Source organism: Antrihabitans stalagmiti (assembly GCF_016482825.1).
Lineage (GTDB): Bacteria > Actinomycetota > Actinomycetes > Mycobacteriales > Mycobacteriaceae > Antrihabitans > Antrihabitans stalagmiti.
In genome coordinates this window covers 298,178-312,779 of the sequence record NZ_JAEMNV010000008.1, presented here as the reverse complement: position 1 = coordinate 312,779, position 14,602 = coordinate 298,178, and the positions used below count along the sequence as shown (strand labels likewise).

General features: G+C 64.3%; 13 protein-coding genes. 6 read left to right on the top strand and 7 right to left on the bottom strand.

What is annotated here, in order from left to right:
• Nucleotides 1-30: 30 nt before the first annotated feature.
• A complete protein-coding gene (locus JGU71_RS23325) occupies nt 31-615 on the bottom strand; it encodes a lipoprotein LpqH (RefSeq protein WP_199706957.1) in 585 nt (194 codons plus the stop codon).
• A gap of 120 nt (nt 616-735) precedes the next feature.
• A complete protein-coding gene (locus tag JGU71_RS23320) occupies nt 736-891 on the bottom strand; it encodes a hypothetical protein (protein ID WP_199706885.1) in 156 nt (51 codons plus the stop codon).
• 484 nt (nt 892-1,375) lie between these two features.
• On the opposite strand from JGU71_RS23320, the gene JGU71_RS23315 reads away from it, so the two are divergent.
• Nucleotides 1,376-1,711, top strand: a complete 336-nt coding sequence (locus tag JGU71_RS23315) for a hypothetical protein (protein ID WP_199706884.1) — start codon at nt 1,376-1,378, stop codon at nt 1,709-1,711.
• Nucleotides 1,712-1,743: 32 nt separating this feature from the next.
• A complete protein-coding gene (locus JGU71_RS23310; RefSeq protein WP_199706956.1) occupies nt 1,744-3,150 on the top strand; it encodes an RNB domain-containing ribonuclease in 1,407 nt (468 codons plus the stop codon).
• 1 nt (nt 3,151) lies between these two features.
• On the opposite strand, the gene pip is transcribed toward JGU71_RS23310, so the two are convergent.
• The 4 genes from pip to panB all read right to left on the bottom strand — a co-directional run bounded on the left by pip (nt 3,152) and on the right by panB (nt 6,267).
• On the bottom strand, nt 3,152-4,105 hold the full coding sequence (gene pip, locus JGU71_RS23305) for a prolyl aminopeptidase (protein ID WP_199706883.1): 954 nt from the start codon (nt 4,103-4,105) through the stop codon (nt 3,152-3,154).
• A 14-nt stretch (nt 4,106-4,119) separates the two neighbouring features.
• Nucleotides 4,120-4,572 carry a hypothetical protein gene (locus JGU71_RS23300; RefSeq protein ID WP_233529937.1) on the bottom strand — a complete coding sequence of 151 codons (453 nt, stop codon included), beginning with the start codon at nt 4,570-4,572 and terminating at the stop codon, nt 4,120-4,122.
• A gap of 52 nt (nt 4,573-4,624) precedes the next feature.
• Entirely contained in the window at nt 4,625-5,290 is a 666-nt protein-coding gene (locus JGU71_RS23295; protein WP_199706881.1) for a phosphotransferase, read from the bottom strand.
• Between the two features lie 137 nt (nt 5,291-5,427).
• Nucleotides 5,428-6,267 carry a 3-methyl-2-oxobutanoate hydroxymethyltransferase gene (gene panB / locus JGU71_RS23290; RefSeq protein WP_372433218.1) on the bottom strand — a complete coding sequence of 280 codons (840 nt, stop codon included), beginning with the start codon at nt 6,265-6,267 and terminating at the stop codon, nt 5,428-5,430.
• Nucleotides 6,268-6,439: 172 nt separating this feature from the next.
• On the opposite strand from panB, the gene JGU71_RS23285 reads away from it, so the two are divergent.
• The gene (locus JGU71_RS23285; RefSeq protein WP_199706879.1) at nt 6,440-7,516 is read left to right on the top strand and encodes a DNA alkylation repair protein; all 1,077 of its coding nucleotides are present in this window, start codon (nt 6,440-6,442) and stop codon (nt 7,514-7,516) included.
• Nucleotides 7,517-7,582: 66 nt separating this feature from the next.
• Here the strand turns inward: JGU71_RS23285 and JGU71_RS23280 are convergent, their stop codons facing one another.
• On the bottom strand, nt 7,583-8,413 hold the full coding sequence (locus JGU71_RS23280; RefSeq protein WP_199706878.1) for an O-methyltransferase: 831 nt from the start codon (nt 8,411-8,413) through the stop codon (nt 7,583-7,585).
• A gap of 82 nt (nt 8,414-8,495) precedes the next feature.
• Between JGU71_RS23280 and JGU71_RS23275 the strand changes: the two genes are divergently transcribed.
• From JGU71_RS23275 to JGU71_RS23265, 3 genes are all read left to right on the top strand, one after another.
• Complete coding sequence (locus tag JGU71_RS23275) at nt 8,496-10,076, top strand: alpha/beta hydrolase (RefSeq protein ID WP_199706877.1); 1,581 nt, start codon at nt 8,496-8,498, stop codon at nt 10,074-10,076.
• A gap of 101 nt (nt 10,077-10,177) precedes the next feature.
• Complete coding sequence (locus JGU71_RS23270) at nt 10,178-11,518, top strand: glutamine synthetase family protein (protein ID WP_199706876.1); 1,341 nt, start codon at nt 10,178-10,180, stop codon at nt 11,516-11,518.
• A 58-nt stretch (nt 11,519-11,576) separates the two neighbouring features.
• Nucleotides 11,577-14,591: a bifunctional [glutamine synthetase] adenylyltransferase/[glutamine synthetase]-adenylyl-L-tyrosine phosphorylase gene (locus JGU71_RS23265; RefSeq protein ID WP_199706875.1), complete on the top strand. Its 3,015-nt coding sequence runs from the start codon at nt 11,577-11,579 to the stop codon at nt 14,589-14,591.
• Nucleotides 14,592-14,602 lie beyond the last annotated feature (11 nt).

Below are 14,602 nucleotides of genomic sequence, written 5' to 3'. Positions count from 1 at the left end.
GCGGACGCTTGGCGCTGGTGTCTGCTGTGGCTAGCCGCCGGCGATGCTCTCGCAGGCGAAGGTGATATCGAACGGCGTCGTCTTCGAAGGATCCGTCAGATCCGCGCCGACGCCTTCGCCGGTGACCGTGTAGGTGTCACCGTCTTTGCTCACCGTCGCAGATCCCCCTGCCAAGCCCTGGCCGAAGCCGAGTGCGTACGGCAGGCCACCCGAACCGCCTTTGGTGCCACCGATCAGGACAGCCGTCACCTTGTCCTCCCCGGATACCGTCGCCGAAATACCGAGGGTGCCGTAGGTTTCGTTTGCGTTGTCCGCCAACGCAAGTGCCAACGTGTCGCCCTGCTTGGCGCAGGTCGTCGCGAACTCGCCCGTCCACTCCTTGCCGCCCACGGAAACCGCGGAAGCGCCGCCCGAACCGCCAGCGGCCTCGGCAGAGGTTGTGGCACTCGTCGTTGTGTCCGACGACTTGTCGTCCGACCCGCATGCCGCGAGTCCACCGACAAGCGCAATGGAACAGAGAGCTGCGGCTGCTGCAGATGTGATCTTGCTGTTGATCAAATCCTTCTCCTGATCTGACGCGGGACCACCACCGAAAAGGTGCAGGTCACCGACCATTGTGGACCCGAGTGGGACCACGGCAAGTGAGTATGTCAAACCGATTGCATCGCGCACGGATAACGAGAATTGTTCCCGTGGCAGAAGAAGATTCGCTCGATCCACGAGCGATACGAACTGTTAGTGCTGGTCGTTCTCGTCGTTCGAGTTGCGGCGCTTGTCCGGTGCGCTGCTGAAAACTGGCTGATCGTTCGGCGTTTCGTCGGAATCGACACGTGCCTGCTCGGCAGGAATGTGGCTGAAGAGATCTGACGACGTCGTTTTGGAAGAGTCCATTTCGTCCGTCCTAGAATATTCGGTATCTCAAACGTACCCCAGAAGCATCGAAAGGCCCCCGCCGCGTTCGGTGGGGGCCCTCGTCAGAGCAGTCTCAGATGGGGTTGACCATGAGTACCTGGGCCCAGTAGGTGGCCTGCTCTGCGCCGAGTACTGGCAGAAGTTGATCGAACAGGATCGTCGACATGGTTGTGCTCCATTTCTGAGATTCGGGTATGAGGGCAAGCGTATCCCGACCGGACCCGTTGCTCCTTGACGCCCATGGAGACTAACAGTGCCGAGCCAAGTCTCAACCGGGGCAGCATTTTCCCAGCTAGACGGCGAGTCGAGGGCAATAGGCGGCTGCACTCGAGGAAGGGTCGGCGTCGATTCGTTGACGAGTCCTGTTTTTGGGTGGGTCGAGGAAGCGGAATAGCGTGACGCGGGTCATACTGTTCCCGCCATCTCGAAATCGTGTGAACTGATCAATTAGGGGTAAGCAGAAATGCGTGTTGCTCGTTACGTTGCTACCGGTGCAATTGTTGTCGGCGCCAGTGCAGGGCTTGCGGTGCTCGGATCGGGATCGGCGTCCGCGATCGGTGTCGCGCCCGTACCGGGTGGCGTCGCCGTCGATCTCAGTCATGCCGAGACTGTCTGGGCGTACAACAACAATGTCGGTGGCGCGATCGCAGGTCTGCCGCATCCGTCCGCAACATCGTTCGGGCTCACCTTCGATTCCGCTGCCGCTCTCGCCCTCGGCTACCCGCAGGGTCGCGTCGGCTTCACCGTCCTCGGTCCGGTCAACGACCTCAACGGCGTCATCGTCGCGTACGCGGAATAGGCGCGGACGAGCGTAGACGACCGATCGTGACCATGAGTCGAATTGCCGCGCGCACAATCGATTTCGGTGTAGTAAGAACCGAGTTCGGCCTCGGAGAGGACTATCCGGAGGCCGCAGTGCAAGAGGCGCGCGATGCCTCGGACAGCTGTTCGGACCAACGCGAGGATCGCACCGATCTGCCCTTGGTGACCATCGATCCGCCGACGTCGATGGATCTCGATCAGGCCGTCCATATCGCGCGTACCGACACTGGTTTCGTGGTGAGCTACGCGATCGCCGACGTCGGAGCGATGGTGGTACCCGGCAGCGCGCTCGATCAGGAGTCGCGCCGCCGGGGTCAGACGTTCTACCTGCCCGACGGGTCGTTGCCGCTGCATCCGCGGGAACTGTCGGAAGGCTCGGCAAGTCTGCTGCCGGAACTGGTTCGGGCGGCAGCGTTGTGGACGATCGAACTCGACAGGAACGGGGAGACAGTCCGTTTCGATGTGCGGCGAGCCACGGTTCGTTCCGTCGCGCGGTTCGATTACGAAGGGGTCCAGGCCGCCGCCGACGCGGGGACCCTGCATCCATCGATCGAGGCGTTACCCGACGTTGGTCGCCTGCGGTCGGCGATTGCCGCTGCCCGTGGGGCGATCGAGCTGAAATTGCCAGATCAGGAGGTCGTCGAGGACGACACCGACGGATCGTGGCGACTCGTACTACATCCGCACACCAAGGCCGACGACTGGAATGCGCAGATCTCACTGCTGACCGGCATGTGCGCGGCGTCGCTGATGATCGAAGCCAAGGTCGGACTGCTCAGGACGCTGCCACCCGCCGAATCCGACGCACTGGCGTCGATCCGCCGTACCGCGGCGGCCCTCGGTATCGAATGGCAGGCCGACAGGCCGATCGGAGCGTTGCTTGCCGAACTGGATCCGAACGCGCCGACCACTCTGGTGCTGATGACCGAGGCGACCACGCTGCTACGTGGCGCTGGTTATGCAGCGTTCGACGGTGAGCTACCCGAGCTCACCGTGCACAGCGGTATCGGTGCGCCGTACGCGCATGTCACAGCACCGCTGCGGAGGTTGTCGGACCGATTCTCGACCGAGGTATGTCTCGCAGCCAGCGCGGGCACAGAGATTCCGGCGTGGGCGCGGACCGCACTGGCCGACCTCGCAGACGTGATGCGCGCGTCCGATTCGCAGGCGAACAAGGTCGACCGAGCCTGCATCGACCTCACCGAGGCGGTACTGCTCGCGCATCGAGTCGGACAGCGGTTTGCCGCCGTCGTCGTACGCGAAGCCGACGGCAAACGCGACGCGGAAATCTTCGTCGAGGATCCGCCGGTGTTGGCCAAATGCACAGGTGAACCGCCCGAGGGCGCGTCCGTGCAGGTCGAACTCGCCACTGCGGACGTTCGTACGCGGGTGGTCTCGTTCGCCTACAGGTCCTGAGCTAGCGGAACTGGTCCGTCGCCTCGACGAGGTGGTGGGTGATGCCTGGCTCGTTGGCTGCATGACCAGCGTCGTCGACGATGTGCAGCTGTGATGCCGGCCAGGATTTGTGCAGTTCCCACGCACTCGTGGCCGGGCACACCATGTCGTAGCGACCTTGCACGATGACGCCGGGGATGTGCGACATCGCGTCGATCTGCGCGAGCAGTTGCCCGTCTTCCAGGAAGCCGCGGTTGTGGAAGTAGTGGTTCTCGATCACCGCGAAGGCCAGCGCGAACCGTGGTTCTGCCGTCTGCGCAACACGATCGGGCTTGGGCAGCAATGCACTTGTCGCGCCCTCCCAGGTCGACCAGGCAACGGCGGCGGCGGTCGCGACAGCGCGGTCGGGGGAGTTCAGCAGACGGTGGTAGGCCTCGACGAAGTCGCCGTCGCGTTCGGCCTGCGGTATCTGCGCAACGAATTGCTCCCACAGTTCCGGGAACACGTTGCCCGCCGCGCCGTTGTAGTACCAATCGATTTCTGTGCGCCGCAACAGAAAAATGCCGCGCAACACAAGTTCGGTCACCCGATCCGGATGTGCTTGGGCGTAGGTGAGCGCAAGCGTCGAACCCCACGAACCGCCGAACACCAACCACCGATCGATGCTCAGGTGCAGCCGCAGTGCCTCGATATCGGCGACGAGGTGTTGCGTCGTATTGACCGAAAGGTCAGCACCGTCGGCAATGTGCGGCGTCGAATTCCCGCACCCGCGTTGGTCGAACAGCACGATCCGATATGCCTGCGGATCGAAGAACTGCCTGTTGAACGGTGCGGTGCCACCGCCTGGACCGCCGTGCAGAAACACAGCAGGCTTGCCCGTCGGATTTCCGCTGCATTCCCAGTAGATCCGTTGTCCGTCACCGACTTCGAGGAAGCCGGTCTCGTACGGTTCGATCTCGGGATAGAGGTGGCGCATGACGGCGTCCCCGCTCAGCGGCCGATGAGGCCGGAAGCGAGATCGGGCAGGTTCAGCGCCTCGATCGCCTGCCTGCGGATGTCCGGGCAGGTTTCGGTTGTGATGGTGTCGACGATCGAGCGATCGTTGGCGATCTGCAGATTGAGACCTGGTCCGCCGGCGCCGAGCGCCCACTGATTGACGAGGATCAGCAGGCCGGGCCTGCCGAGCGTCGGGCCCTGGACTCGCCAGTCCGACAGCGGGATCTCGAGGTCTGTGCACAACTGCTGCTTGGCTTGGTCGGACAGGTTCACCGCACCTGCAGGCGGGCCAGGGACCGTCGACGTCTGCGGCACTCCTGAACTTGGGACAGTCAGCGAGGAGTTGGTCGAGGCATCGTCGGTGGCGGGGCTCGTGCAACCGGCCGCGACGCCGACTGTGGCCAGCGCGCCGACCAGGCACGCAATTGCGTTCGGACGGACCGACATAAGGCACCTCATGCTCTGTTGGTGTGGAGCTTGCTTGCCACCGATAGTGCCATCAAAGGGTGAGCGAACGCCGCAGCCGAGCGTGCAGGTCGGCGACGAACTCTGCCCATGGCCCGGTCAGCGGGTCGATGTGAGTCCAGGGGTGTAATCCAACTAACGGTGCGAGCCGCTCGGCGGCATCGAGTTCTCGCTGGTCGACGGGTTCGCCCCACGCGTCGAAATACTGTTGCCGCCAATCACCTTCGAGCATGCGCAACGACAGAAACGGGTGCGTGAGCACCGAGTCGCCCCAGTCGAAGAATTGCCCGCCGCCGAAGACGTTGCCGGCGTGGAGGTCGTTGTGTTCGAGAGTGATTCGCCGCGAGTCGGTGAGTATCGCCGCGTAGTGAGCTACGGCAGGCGCGAGTTCGGCTGTGGCGTCCGCTGTTCGGCGATAGAACGCGCTCAACGCCGAAGGCGGTAAATAGGGAACGCCGATACCTCGCAGTTCGTCCACGGCGGGTGCTACCTGCTTTTGCAGGCGAACGTAGGAGGCGACGATGTCGGTCCAGTCGCCGGACCCGACGTCGAAGGTCGGTCCGCCGTCGGGGCTGAGCACCCAGCCCCGAGCCGCGTCGATCGCCAACGGTGCGACGACGTCGTCGGGTACGTGCTGCGCGAGCCACTCGACGAGCGGACCTTCGTGAGCGAAGCCTGGTGCGTTTGCCTTCGCGTACATCGCCCCGGCATCGGTCGTGATTCGTACGATCGTCGACCACGGTCGGGTTCGCGGTTGGTCCGAGTCGACGACCCCTATCGATCGCCGACTCAATTCCCTTGTAGCCCAATCCAGGAGCGGTTGGGCCGACGGCGGAGTCAGAAGCTGTGCTCCTCCGCGGGGAACGTGCCACGTGAGACCTCGTCGGCGTAGGCAAGAGCAGCGTTGCGAAGCTCGTCGCCGACTCGGCCGAACTTCTTGACGAACTTCGCGGTCTTGCCGGAGGTGTAGCCCGCCATGTCCTGCCAGACGAGCACCTGTGCGTCGCACTCACGGCCTGCGCCGATGCCGACGGTCGGAATGGTCAGCTTGCGGGTGACCTGGCCGGCCAATTCCGCGGGCACCATCTCCATGACGACCGAGAATGCGCCCGCTTCCTGAACAGCGATCGCGTCCGCGACGAGTTGCTCGGCGCCGTCGCCGCGACCCTGCACGCGAAAACCACCGAGGGTGTTGACGCTCTGCGGTGTGAAGCCGATGTGGGCCATGACGGGGATTCCCGCCGCCGTGATCGTCGCGATCTGCGCAGCCACTCGTTCGCCGCCTTCGAGCTTGACGGCGTGCGCGAGACCTTCCTTCATAAAGCGCGTCGCTGTGGCGAGCGCCTGCTCCGGCGAGGATTCGTAGCTGCCGAAGGGGAGGTCGGCAACGACGAGCGCGTTGGGCGCACCGCGAACCACGCCGCGAACCAGCGGAATCAGCTCGTCGATGGTGATCGGAACAGTGGTGTCGTAGCCGTAGACGACGTTGGCAGCGGAATCGCCGACCAGAAGAACTGGGATGCCGGCTTCTTCGAAAATCTTGGCGCTCGAATAGTCGTAGGCGGTGAGCATGGCCCAACGGTCGCCCGACTGTTTCATTGCCTGCAGATGATGGACCCGCGTCTTGCGCTTGGCAGTAGCGGCCGGGGCAGATCCGTATGCATTGGTTTCTGACATCTGTGAATCGGACATCTTTGTCCCTTTCTAGCCTCGAGGCCCTGTACGGGTCCCCGGGTGGGTGATGACATAGTCGAGTCTGCCACCAGCAGGTGAGCATTCGAAGCACAGTGGCTCGTGCCGTTGGTCACATTCGGCCACGTGAGAGATCCGAGGGTCAGCAGTGGGAGCGATGGACGAGCTCATCGACGAAGCGGTGGTCGGCGAGCTGTCCCGGTTGCTCGGCAATGCGGGGTTTCGACCTGATGCCCTGGTCGTCGCGGCTGGGTCCGTCGATGGCAGGAAGCTTCGTCAGCGGGTCGACGTCGTACGCGATGCGTTGCTGGTCGACCTCCCGGACTCTTATGCCCGTACCGCTCGGCTGGTTCGCGATGCCTTCGCCGACGAGGAATTGCGCGGCTGGATGCTGTGGCCTGTGTCCGAGGCCGTCGTCGATCGAGCTCTTGCGACCGATCGGGTCCGCGAGTTCGACGACGCGATGGCGGTCCTTGCACTCCTCACGACACGATTCACGGGGGAGTTCGCGATCCGAGCAATGCTCGCCGCGCGTCTGGAGCGAGCGATCGGCATCGCCGAGACGTGGACGAGCCACCCCGACGAGCACGTGCGACGGTTGGCCAGCGAGGGCACTCGATCGCATCTGCCGTGGGCGAAGGGGGTTCCCGCGTTGGTCGGTCGGCCGTACACCCGTGCCATCGTCGATCAGCTCTATCGCGACGAGTCCGAGTACGTTCGGCGGTCGGCAGCGAACCACGTCAACGACCTGAGCCGTGACCACCCCGACGTCGCGGCGGAGATCGCGGCCGGTTGGTTGTCCGCACCCGACGACAACACACAGCGCGTCTCGCGGCACGCGCTGCGCACCCTGGTCAAGAAGGGACACCCGAGGGCGCTCGAGGTCATGGGGTTCACGGGTGCGGAGTTCGTCGTCGATGGTCCGACCGTCGACGAGTCCGTCGTCGCGCTCGGTGACTCGGTTCGATTCACTGGGCGCGTCACCAATGGTGGTACCGAACCGGTGCGAGCTGCGATCGATTTCGTACTGCATTTCCAGAAATCGAACGGCGAGACCCGGCCGAAGGTGTTCAAGATCGGGGTGAGTGCGCTGCAGCCGGGAGAGAGCATCGACATCGCGAAGTCGTTTGCCATGCAGCCGCGGACCACCCGTGTCCTGCACCTCGGTGAACATGCACTGGAACTGCAGGTCAATGGCGTCGCATACGGTCGGGCGGTGTTCGACCTGGTTTAGCCGGAGCGGATGTCACATTGGTACCGCTCTGTGGGACGGATGGCGCATTCGCTCCGCGATTTTGCGTTAGGTGCGCGCTCCCAGGTAGTCGGACTCGAGGACGAGGTCCTTGACCAGCTTCTGGTATTCGACATGGGCCTCGTGCTCGATGGTCTGCCACAGTGAGGCCTCGTTCGCGCGCATGTAGGCGAGGTAATCGGGCGCTCCCGGCCACTTCACGTTGTCGGCGACGACGACGGTGCCCGGATGCAACCAGCCTGCCTCGATGATGCGTTGCAGGTCGGGCAGGTAGGCACTCTTGGTGTGGTCGAGGAACACGAAATCGACAGCGCCGTCGGCAAATCCGTAGTCCCTGCGCAGCGTGTCGATGGTCTTGCCGCTGTCGCCGAGCATGCCGACGATTGCGGTGACCCGCCGAGCGACGCCCGCGTGCTCCCAGATCTGACGGGCGATAGCGGCATTCGCCGGACTGATCTCGACCGAGAACAAGCGCGCGTCTGCGGGCATCGCGCGGATGGTCCGCAGCGCGCTGTAACCGCAGTAGGTGCCGACCTCGAGGAGCACCTTTGGCGCTGACCGTGTGATCGCCCTTTCGAGGATCGGGCCCTTCTCGTCACCGATGTTCATCAGGAAGCGCCGATTGCGGGCGAAATCGTCGAGCACCCGAATCACGTCGTCCAGGTCGCCGTGTCGAGCGTTGGCGAGAACATATGCGACCGCGGCTTTTTCGCGCCCGTCCCCGACCTGGCCGGTCTTGGCCATGTTCGCTCCGACGGCGGATCGGAAGATCGACCACCGCAGCGGAAGTGGTTTACCCGCAAGCTCGTTGATGGCGATCGCTCCCGCGAGCACCCCCACCACAGCAAGTGCGCGGCGGAAGAGTCGTCGTGGGTCCATGTAATCGATCCTCTCGCACTACCCGTGTGCCGCAAGCAGCAGCCACAACTGAAAGCCTAGGCGTCCGTGGCACCATCACGGTATGCCGATCGTCGAACGAACCGTCGCAGCAATCGCCATCGGTACCTGCGTCGGAGCGTTGCTCGCAGGCTGCACCGACGGATCCGAATCGAATACGACCAGTACAGCACCGTCGGCACCGGCGCAGAGCAGCGAAACAAACCCGTCGACCGATGTCGCTCCTGGTCTCGAAAAGTTCTATTCGCAGAAACCGTCGTGGGGTTCGTGCGACGACTTCGAAACCGACGAGCCGCTGAGTTCGAGTCTCGAGTGCGCGCGGATAACCGTTCCGATCGACTACGACAAACCCGACGGTGACGAGGCGCAGATCGCGATCTCGAGGTCGCCAGCGTCGGGCGACCGCATCGGGTCGCTGTTGTTCAACCCGGGCGGTCCGGGATTGGGCGGTCTGTCGATGGCGGCGACCGTCGGGTCGGGGACAGCCGTCGAAGAACGCTTCGACCGCATCGGATTCGACCCGAGGGGCATCGGTGCGTCCACCCCGACCATTCGGTGCCTGACGCCTGCAGAGAACGACGCCGAACGTCAAGACCTCGACATCGACGAATCACCCGCAGGCATCGCCGAGACCGAGAAGGAGGAGCAAGAGGTCGCCGACAAATGCGCCGAGCGGTCCGGTACGAACCTGCTCGCCCACGTCGGGACGCGCGAGGTCGTCCGCGACATGGACATCATTCGGGCGGTGCTCGGCGACGACAAGCTGAACTTCGTCGGCTACTCTTACGGCACGCGGATCGGCGCGGCCTACGCCGAGGCGTTTCCGGACAGGGTCAGGGCGCTGGTGCTCGACGGTGCCGTCGACCCCGAGGCAGATCCGCTCGACGAACTCGTCAAGCAGTTCGCCGGTTTCCAGAAGGCATTCGACGACTATGCAGCCGACTGTGCCGAGAGTTCGCAGTGCCCGCTCGGTACCGATCCCGCGAACGCCAACCGCAACTTCCGAGCCTTGATCGATCCGCTCATCGACAGACCGGCACGTACGACCGACCCGCGCGGGCTCGGCTACAACGACGCGCAGACGGGTGTGCTGCAGGCGCTGTATTCGCCGCAGCTGTGGCGTCCATTGACGACAGGGTTGAAGGAGTTGCAGCAGGGGCGCGGTGACACCCTGCTCGGCTTGGCAGATCTGTACTCGGGTCGCCGCGACGACGGGACCTATTCCAATCTGAACGACGCTTTCGAGGCGGTCCGCTGCGTCGACGATCCACGGATAACAGACCGCGCGAAGGTCGGCGAAACGAATCTGCGGATCCGCGAAGTTGCACCGTTCCTCGACGACGGGAAGGGGACAGGACAGGCGCCGCTCGATTCGTGTGTGTTCTGGCCCGTGCCGAATTCGGGCGAGCCGCACACCCTGTCGGTACCCGGTCTGGCGAAGGTTGTCGTCGTCTCGACGACGGACGATCCCGCGACGCCCTATCAGGCCGGCGTGAATCTGGCTCGGCAACTCGGCGCGGCATTGATCACGTTCCGCGGTACTCAGCACACCGTCGCGTTGTCGTCGGGGGAGCGGTGTGTCGACGATGCCGTGATCGATTATTTGACAGATTTGACGCCGCCGGCGCCCGACCTGACCTGCTGAACTCGGTTTCTATCGATCGATAGTGCAGGTGGGCGTCACGATGATGCGACAGATTTCACGATGTAACACGGATTTAACGCTAGGTGCCTAGTCTCGCGGGCATGGATCGCCAAAAGGAATTCGTGCTCCGCACCCTCGAAGAGCGCGACATTCGGTTTGTCCGACTGTGGTTCACCGATGTGCTCGGTTATCTGAAGTCCGTTGCGATCGCTCCTGCCGAACTGGAGGGTGCGTTCGAAGAGGGCATCGGTTTCGACGGATCGGCGATCGAAGGCTTCGCGCGAGTGTCGGAAGCCGACATGGTCGCACGCCCCGATCCGTCGACCTTCCAGATCTTGCCGTGGTCGACGAGCAAGGGACACCAGCATTCCGCCAGGATGTTCTGCGACATCTCGATGCCCGACGGTTCGCCGTCATGGGCCGACCCGCGCCACGTCCTGCGCCGCCAGCTCAACAAGGCAGGCGATCTCGGCTTCAGTTGCTACGTGCATCCGGAGATCGAATTCTTCCTGCTGCAGAACGGTCCGCTCGACGGCACGCCGCCCATTCCGGCGGACAACGGCGGCTTCTTCGACCAGGCCGTGCACGACCAGGCCCCGAACTTCCGCAGGCATGCGATCGACGCGCTCGAGTCGATGGGAATCTCCGTCGAATTCAGCCATCACGAAGGCGCGCCAGGCCAGCAGGAGATCGATCTGCGTTACGCCGACGCACTGTCGATGGCGGACAACGTCATGACGTTCCGCTACGTCGTCAAGGAAGTCGCGATCGACGAGGGCGTGCGCGCGACCTTCATGCCGAAGCCGTTCAGCGATCAGCCCGGCTCGGCGATGCACACCCACATGAGCCTTTTCGAAGGCGACACCAACGCTTTCCACAACCCGGACGACCCGGGTCAGCTCTCCGATACTGCGCGAGCATTCATCGCAGGCATTCTCGAGCACGCAAGCGAGATCAGTGCCGTCACCAACCAGTGGGTCAACTCCTACAAGCGGCTTATTCACGGTGGCGAAGCGCCGACGGCCGTCTCGTGGGGACGCTCCAACCGGTCGGCTCTCGTCCGCGTGCCGATGTACACGCCGAACAAGGCGTCGTCGCGTCGCGTCGAGATCCGCAGCCCAGACTCGGCCTGCAACCCCTACCTCTCGTTCGCGGTCCTGCTCGCCGCCGGGCTTCGCGGTATCGAGAAGGGCTACACGTTGCCGCCGGAGGCCGAAGACGACGTCTGGTCGTTGACGTCGGCCGAGCGGCGCGCGATGGGCTACCGGGAGTTGCCGGGCAGTTTGCACGAGGCTCTGCAGTCCATGGAGAAATCCGAGTTGGTCGCCGAAGCACTCGGCGAGCACGTCTTCGACTTCTTCCTTCGTAACAAGCGCAGGGAATGGGCGGAATACCGCAGCCACGTAACGCCGTTCGAGCTCAAGGAGTACCTCGGCTTGTAAGGCCGCCGCACCGAGGCGGTAGCACCACAGGTTTCGGGCGCGCTGTAGGTTTGACCGTATGGTTCGACCTCCCGCCGCTCGTTCCGTCGTGCCGAGCGCAGGGCGCCTCGGACTCGTCGAATCGTCGGCTCCCGCCGATCTGCAGACCCTCGGTTGGGTCGACACCGACAGCATCGAACTGCTCTGGTCGCTCTCGCGTGCACCCGACGCCGACCTGGCGTTGAAGACGCTCGTCAAACTGCAGGAAAATCTCGGCGCCGACTGGTCCGAGCTCGAAGCGCTGCTGCGGACGGACAAGTCGCTTCGCGGCCGCCTGTTCGGTTTGATCGGTGCCTCGATTGCTTTCGGCGACCACATCCTGCTCGACCCCGGTTGCTGGAAACTGCTGCACAACACGTCGTTACCAACACCGGAGGCGATGCGCGACGCCATGTTGGACGCCGTCGGTGCGACCCCGGAAACGGGGCCGAACGCGTCGCCTGGTCTGTACCGGGCCGCGGTGACCGGACCGACCGTTGTGCCTGTGTTGCGCAAACGGTATCGCGATCAGCTGATGCTGCTCGCGGCTGCCGACGTGGCGGCTGTCGTCGAAAACGAGCCGGTCGTCCCGTACGCCACCGTCGGCAGGCACCTTTCGGATCTTGCCGATGCCGCACTGACGGCAGCGCTCTCGGTCGCGGTCGCGACAGTGTGCCCCGACGAGCCGTGCCCGTCTCGGCTCGCAGTGATCGCGATGGGCAAATGTGGTGCGCGCGAGCTCAATTACGTCAGCGATGTCGACGTCATCTTCGTCGCCGAGCCTGCCGACACGCCTGCAAGCCGAATTGCGTCGGAGATGATGCGGATCGGCAACGCCGCGTTCTTCGAGGTGGATGCTGCGCTGCGCCCGGAAGGCAAGCAGGGCGCTCTGGTGCGTTCGCTGGATTCGCACATCGCGTATTACAAGCGCTGGGCGAAGACCTGGGAGTTCCAAGCACTGCTGAAGGCCCGTCCGATGGCAGGCGACATGGAGCTCGGCAAGCAGTATCAAGATGCGTTGCTCCCGATGGTCTGGACCGCGTCCGAACGTGAGGACTTCGTTCCCGAGACCCAGGCGATGCGGCGTCGCGTCGAAGACAACGTGCCGGAAGATCTCCGCGAACGGGAACTGAAGCTCGGCCGAGGCAGCCTGCGCGACGTCGAATTCGCCGTCCAGCTACTGCAATTGGTGCACGGCCGCACCGACGACGCCCTGCACGTGACCAGCACGGTCGACGCGTTGACCGCGCTTGCGACGCGCGGCTACATCGGGCGTGACGACTCCGCCAACCTGACCGCGTCCTACGAATTCCTGCGGCTGCTCGAACACAGGCTGCAACTGCAGAAGCTCAAGCGGACCCACACCCTGCCGCCACCGGAGGACGAAGAGGCGCTGCGCTGGCTCGCCAGGGCCGCACACCTGCGACCGGACGGACGCAACGACAGCCTCGGCGTCCTCAACGCCGAGATCAAACGCAACGCTCATCGAATCCGGCGCTTGCACGCCAAGCTCTTCTACCGGCCGCTGCTCGACTCGATCACCAAGCTCGACAAGGAAGCGTTGCGACTCAGTCCCGACGCGGCCATCCGACAGCTCGCCGCGCTCGGTTACCTGGCGCCGGAGAACGCGCTCGGTCACCTCAAAGCACTCGCTGCCGGACCCGAGCGCAAGGGTCGCATCCAGGCGCTGCTGTTGCCGACCCTGCTCGAATATCTCGGTGACACACCGGATCCCGACGCCGGACTGCTCGCGTACCGGCGGGTGTCGGAAGCGCTGAACGATCAGGTCTGGTTCCTGCGAGAGCTACGTGACGAGGGCGCGATCGCGCAGCGCCTGATGATCGTGCTCGGGTCGTCGGCCTACGTTCCCGATCTGTTGATGAAGGCGCCTGAGGCGATCCGGCTGTTCGCGGACGGTCCGAACGGTCCGTTGCTGATCGGTCCGAATCCGGCCGATGTCGCGCGCGGGATCGTCTCGTCGTCGGCACGCTACGACGACCCCAAACGAGCGATTGCCGCCGCACGAGCGCTGCGCAGGCACGAACTCGCCCGCATCGCGTCGGCCGACATCCTCGGCATGCTCGATGTGCGACAGGTGTGCCGGGCGCTGTCGTCGGTGTGGGCAGCCGTGCTCAATTCGTCGCTGCAATCGGTGATCAAGGCGAGTGAAGCCGAACGGGGTGCGCCTGCGCCCGCAACGTTTGCCGTGATCGGCATGGGCAGGCTGGGCGGCTGGGAACTCGGATACGGCTCGGACGCGGACGTCCTGTTCGTCTGCGACCCGAAAGAAGGCGAAGACGAAGCCCAGGCCGTCAAATGGGCCAACTCGATCGCCGAGAAGGTGACGAAGCTGCTCGGCGCACCGAGCACCGATCCGCCGCTGCAGGTGGATGCTGGGCTGCGGCCGGAGGGCCGCAACGGTCCGCTCGTGCGAACGCTCGCGGCCTACGACGCGTACTACAGGCAGTGGGCCCAGGCGTGGGAGGTGCAGGCCCTGCTGCGGGCGCATCAAATGGCGGGAGACGAAGAACTCGGCATCCGGTTCCTGCATGTCATCGACAAGATCAGATACCCCGAAGGCGGGATATCGCCGACCGCCGTTCGTGAGATCCGGCGGATGAAGGCACGCGTCGACGCCGAGCGGCTACCCCGTGGTGCGGATCCAGCGACGCACACCAAGCTCGGGCGCGGTGGTCTCGCCGACATCGAGTGGACCGTTCAGCTGATCCAGCTGCAGCACGCGCGTGAGGTACCGAGCTTGCACAATACGTCGACGCTGGAGACGTTGACGGCGATCGAGGCGGCCGAGTTGCTCAGTGCCGCCGACGTGAGCCTGCTTCGCGATGCCTGGCTTACCGCGACCAAGGCACGTAACGCTCTGGTCCTCGTGCGAGGTAAGCCGACCGACCAGATTCCCGGACCAGGTCGACTCCTGACGGCGGTCGCTCACGTCGCGGGGGCCGAGTATCGGGACGGCGGCGAGTTCCTCGACCACTACCTGCGTGTGACGCGACGGGCAAAAGCCGTGGTGGAGCGGGTGTTCGGCGGGGAGTAGCCGCCGCGTCG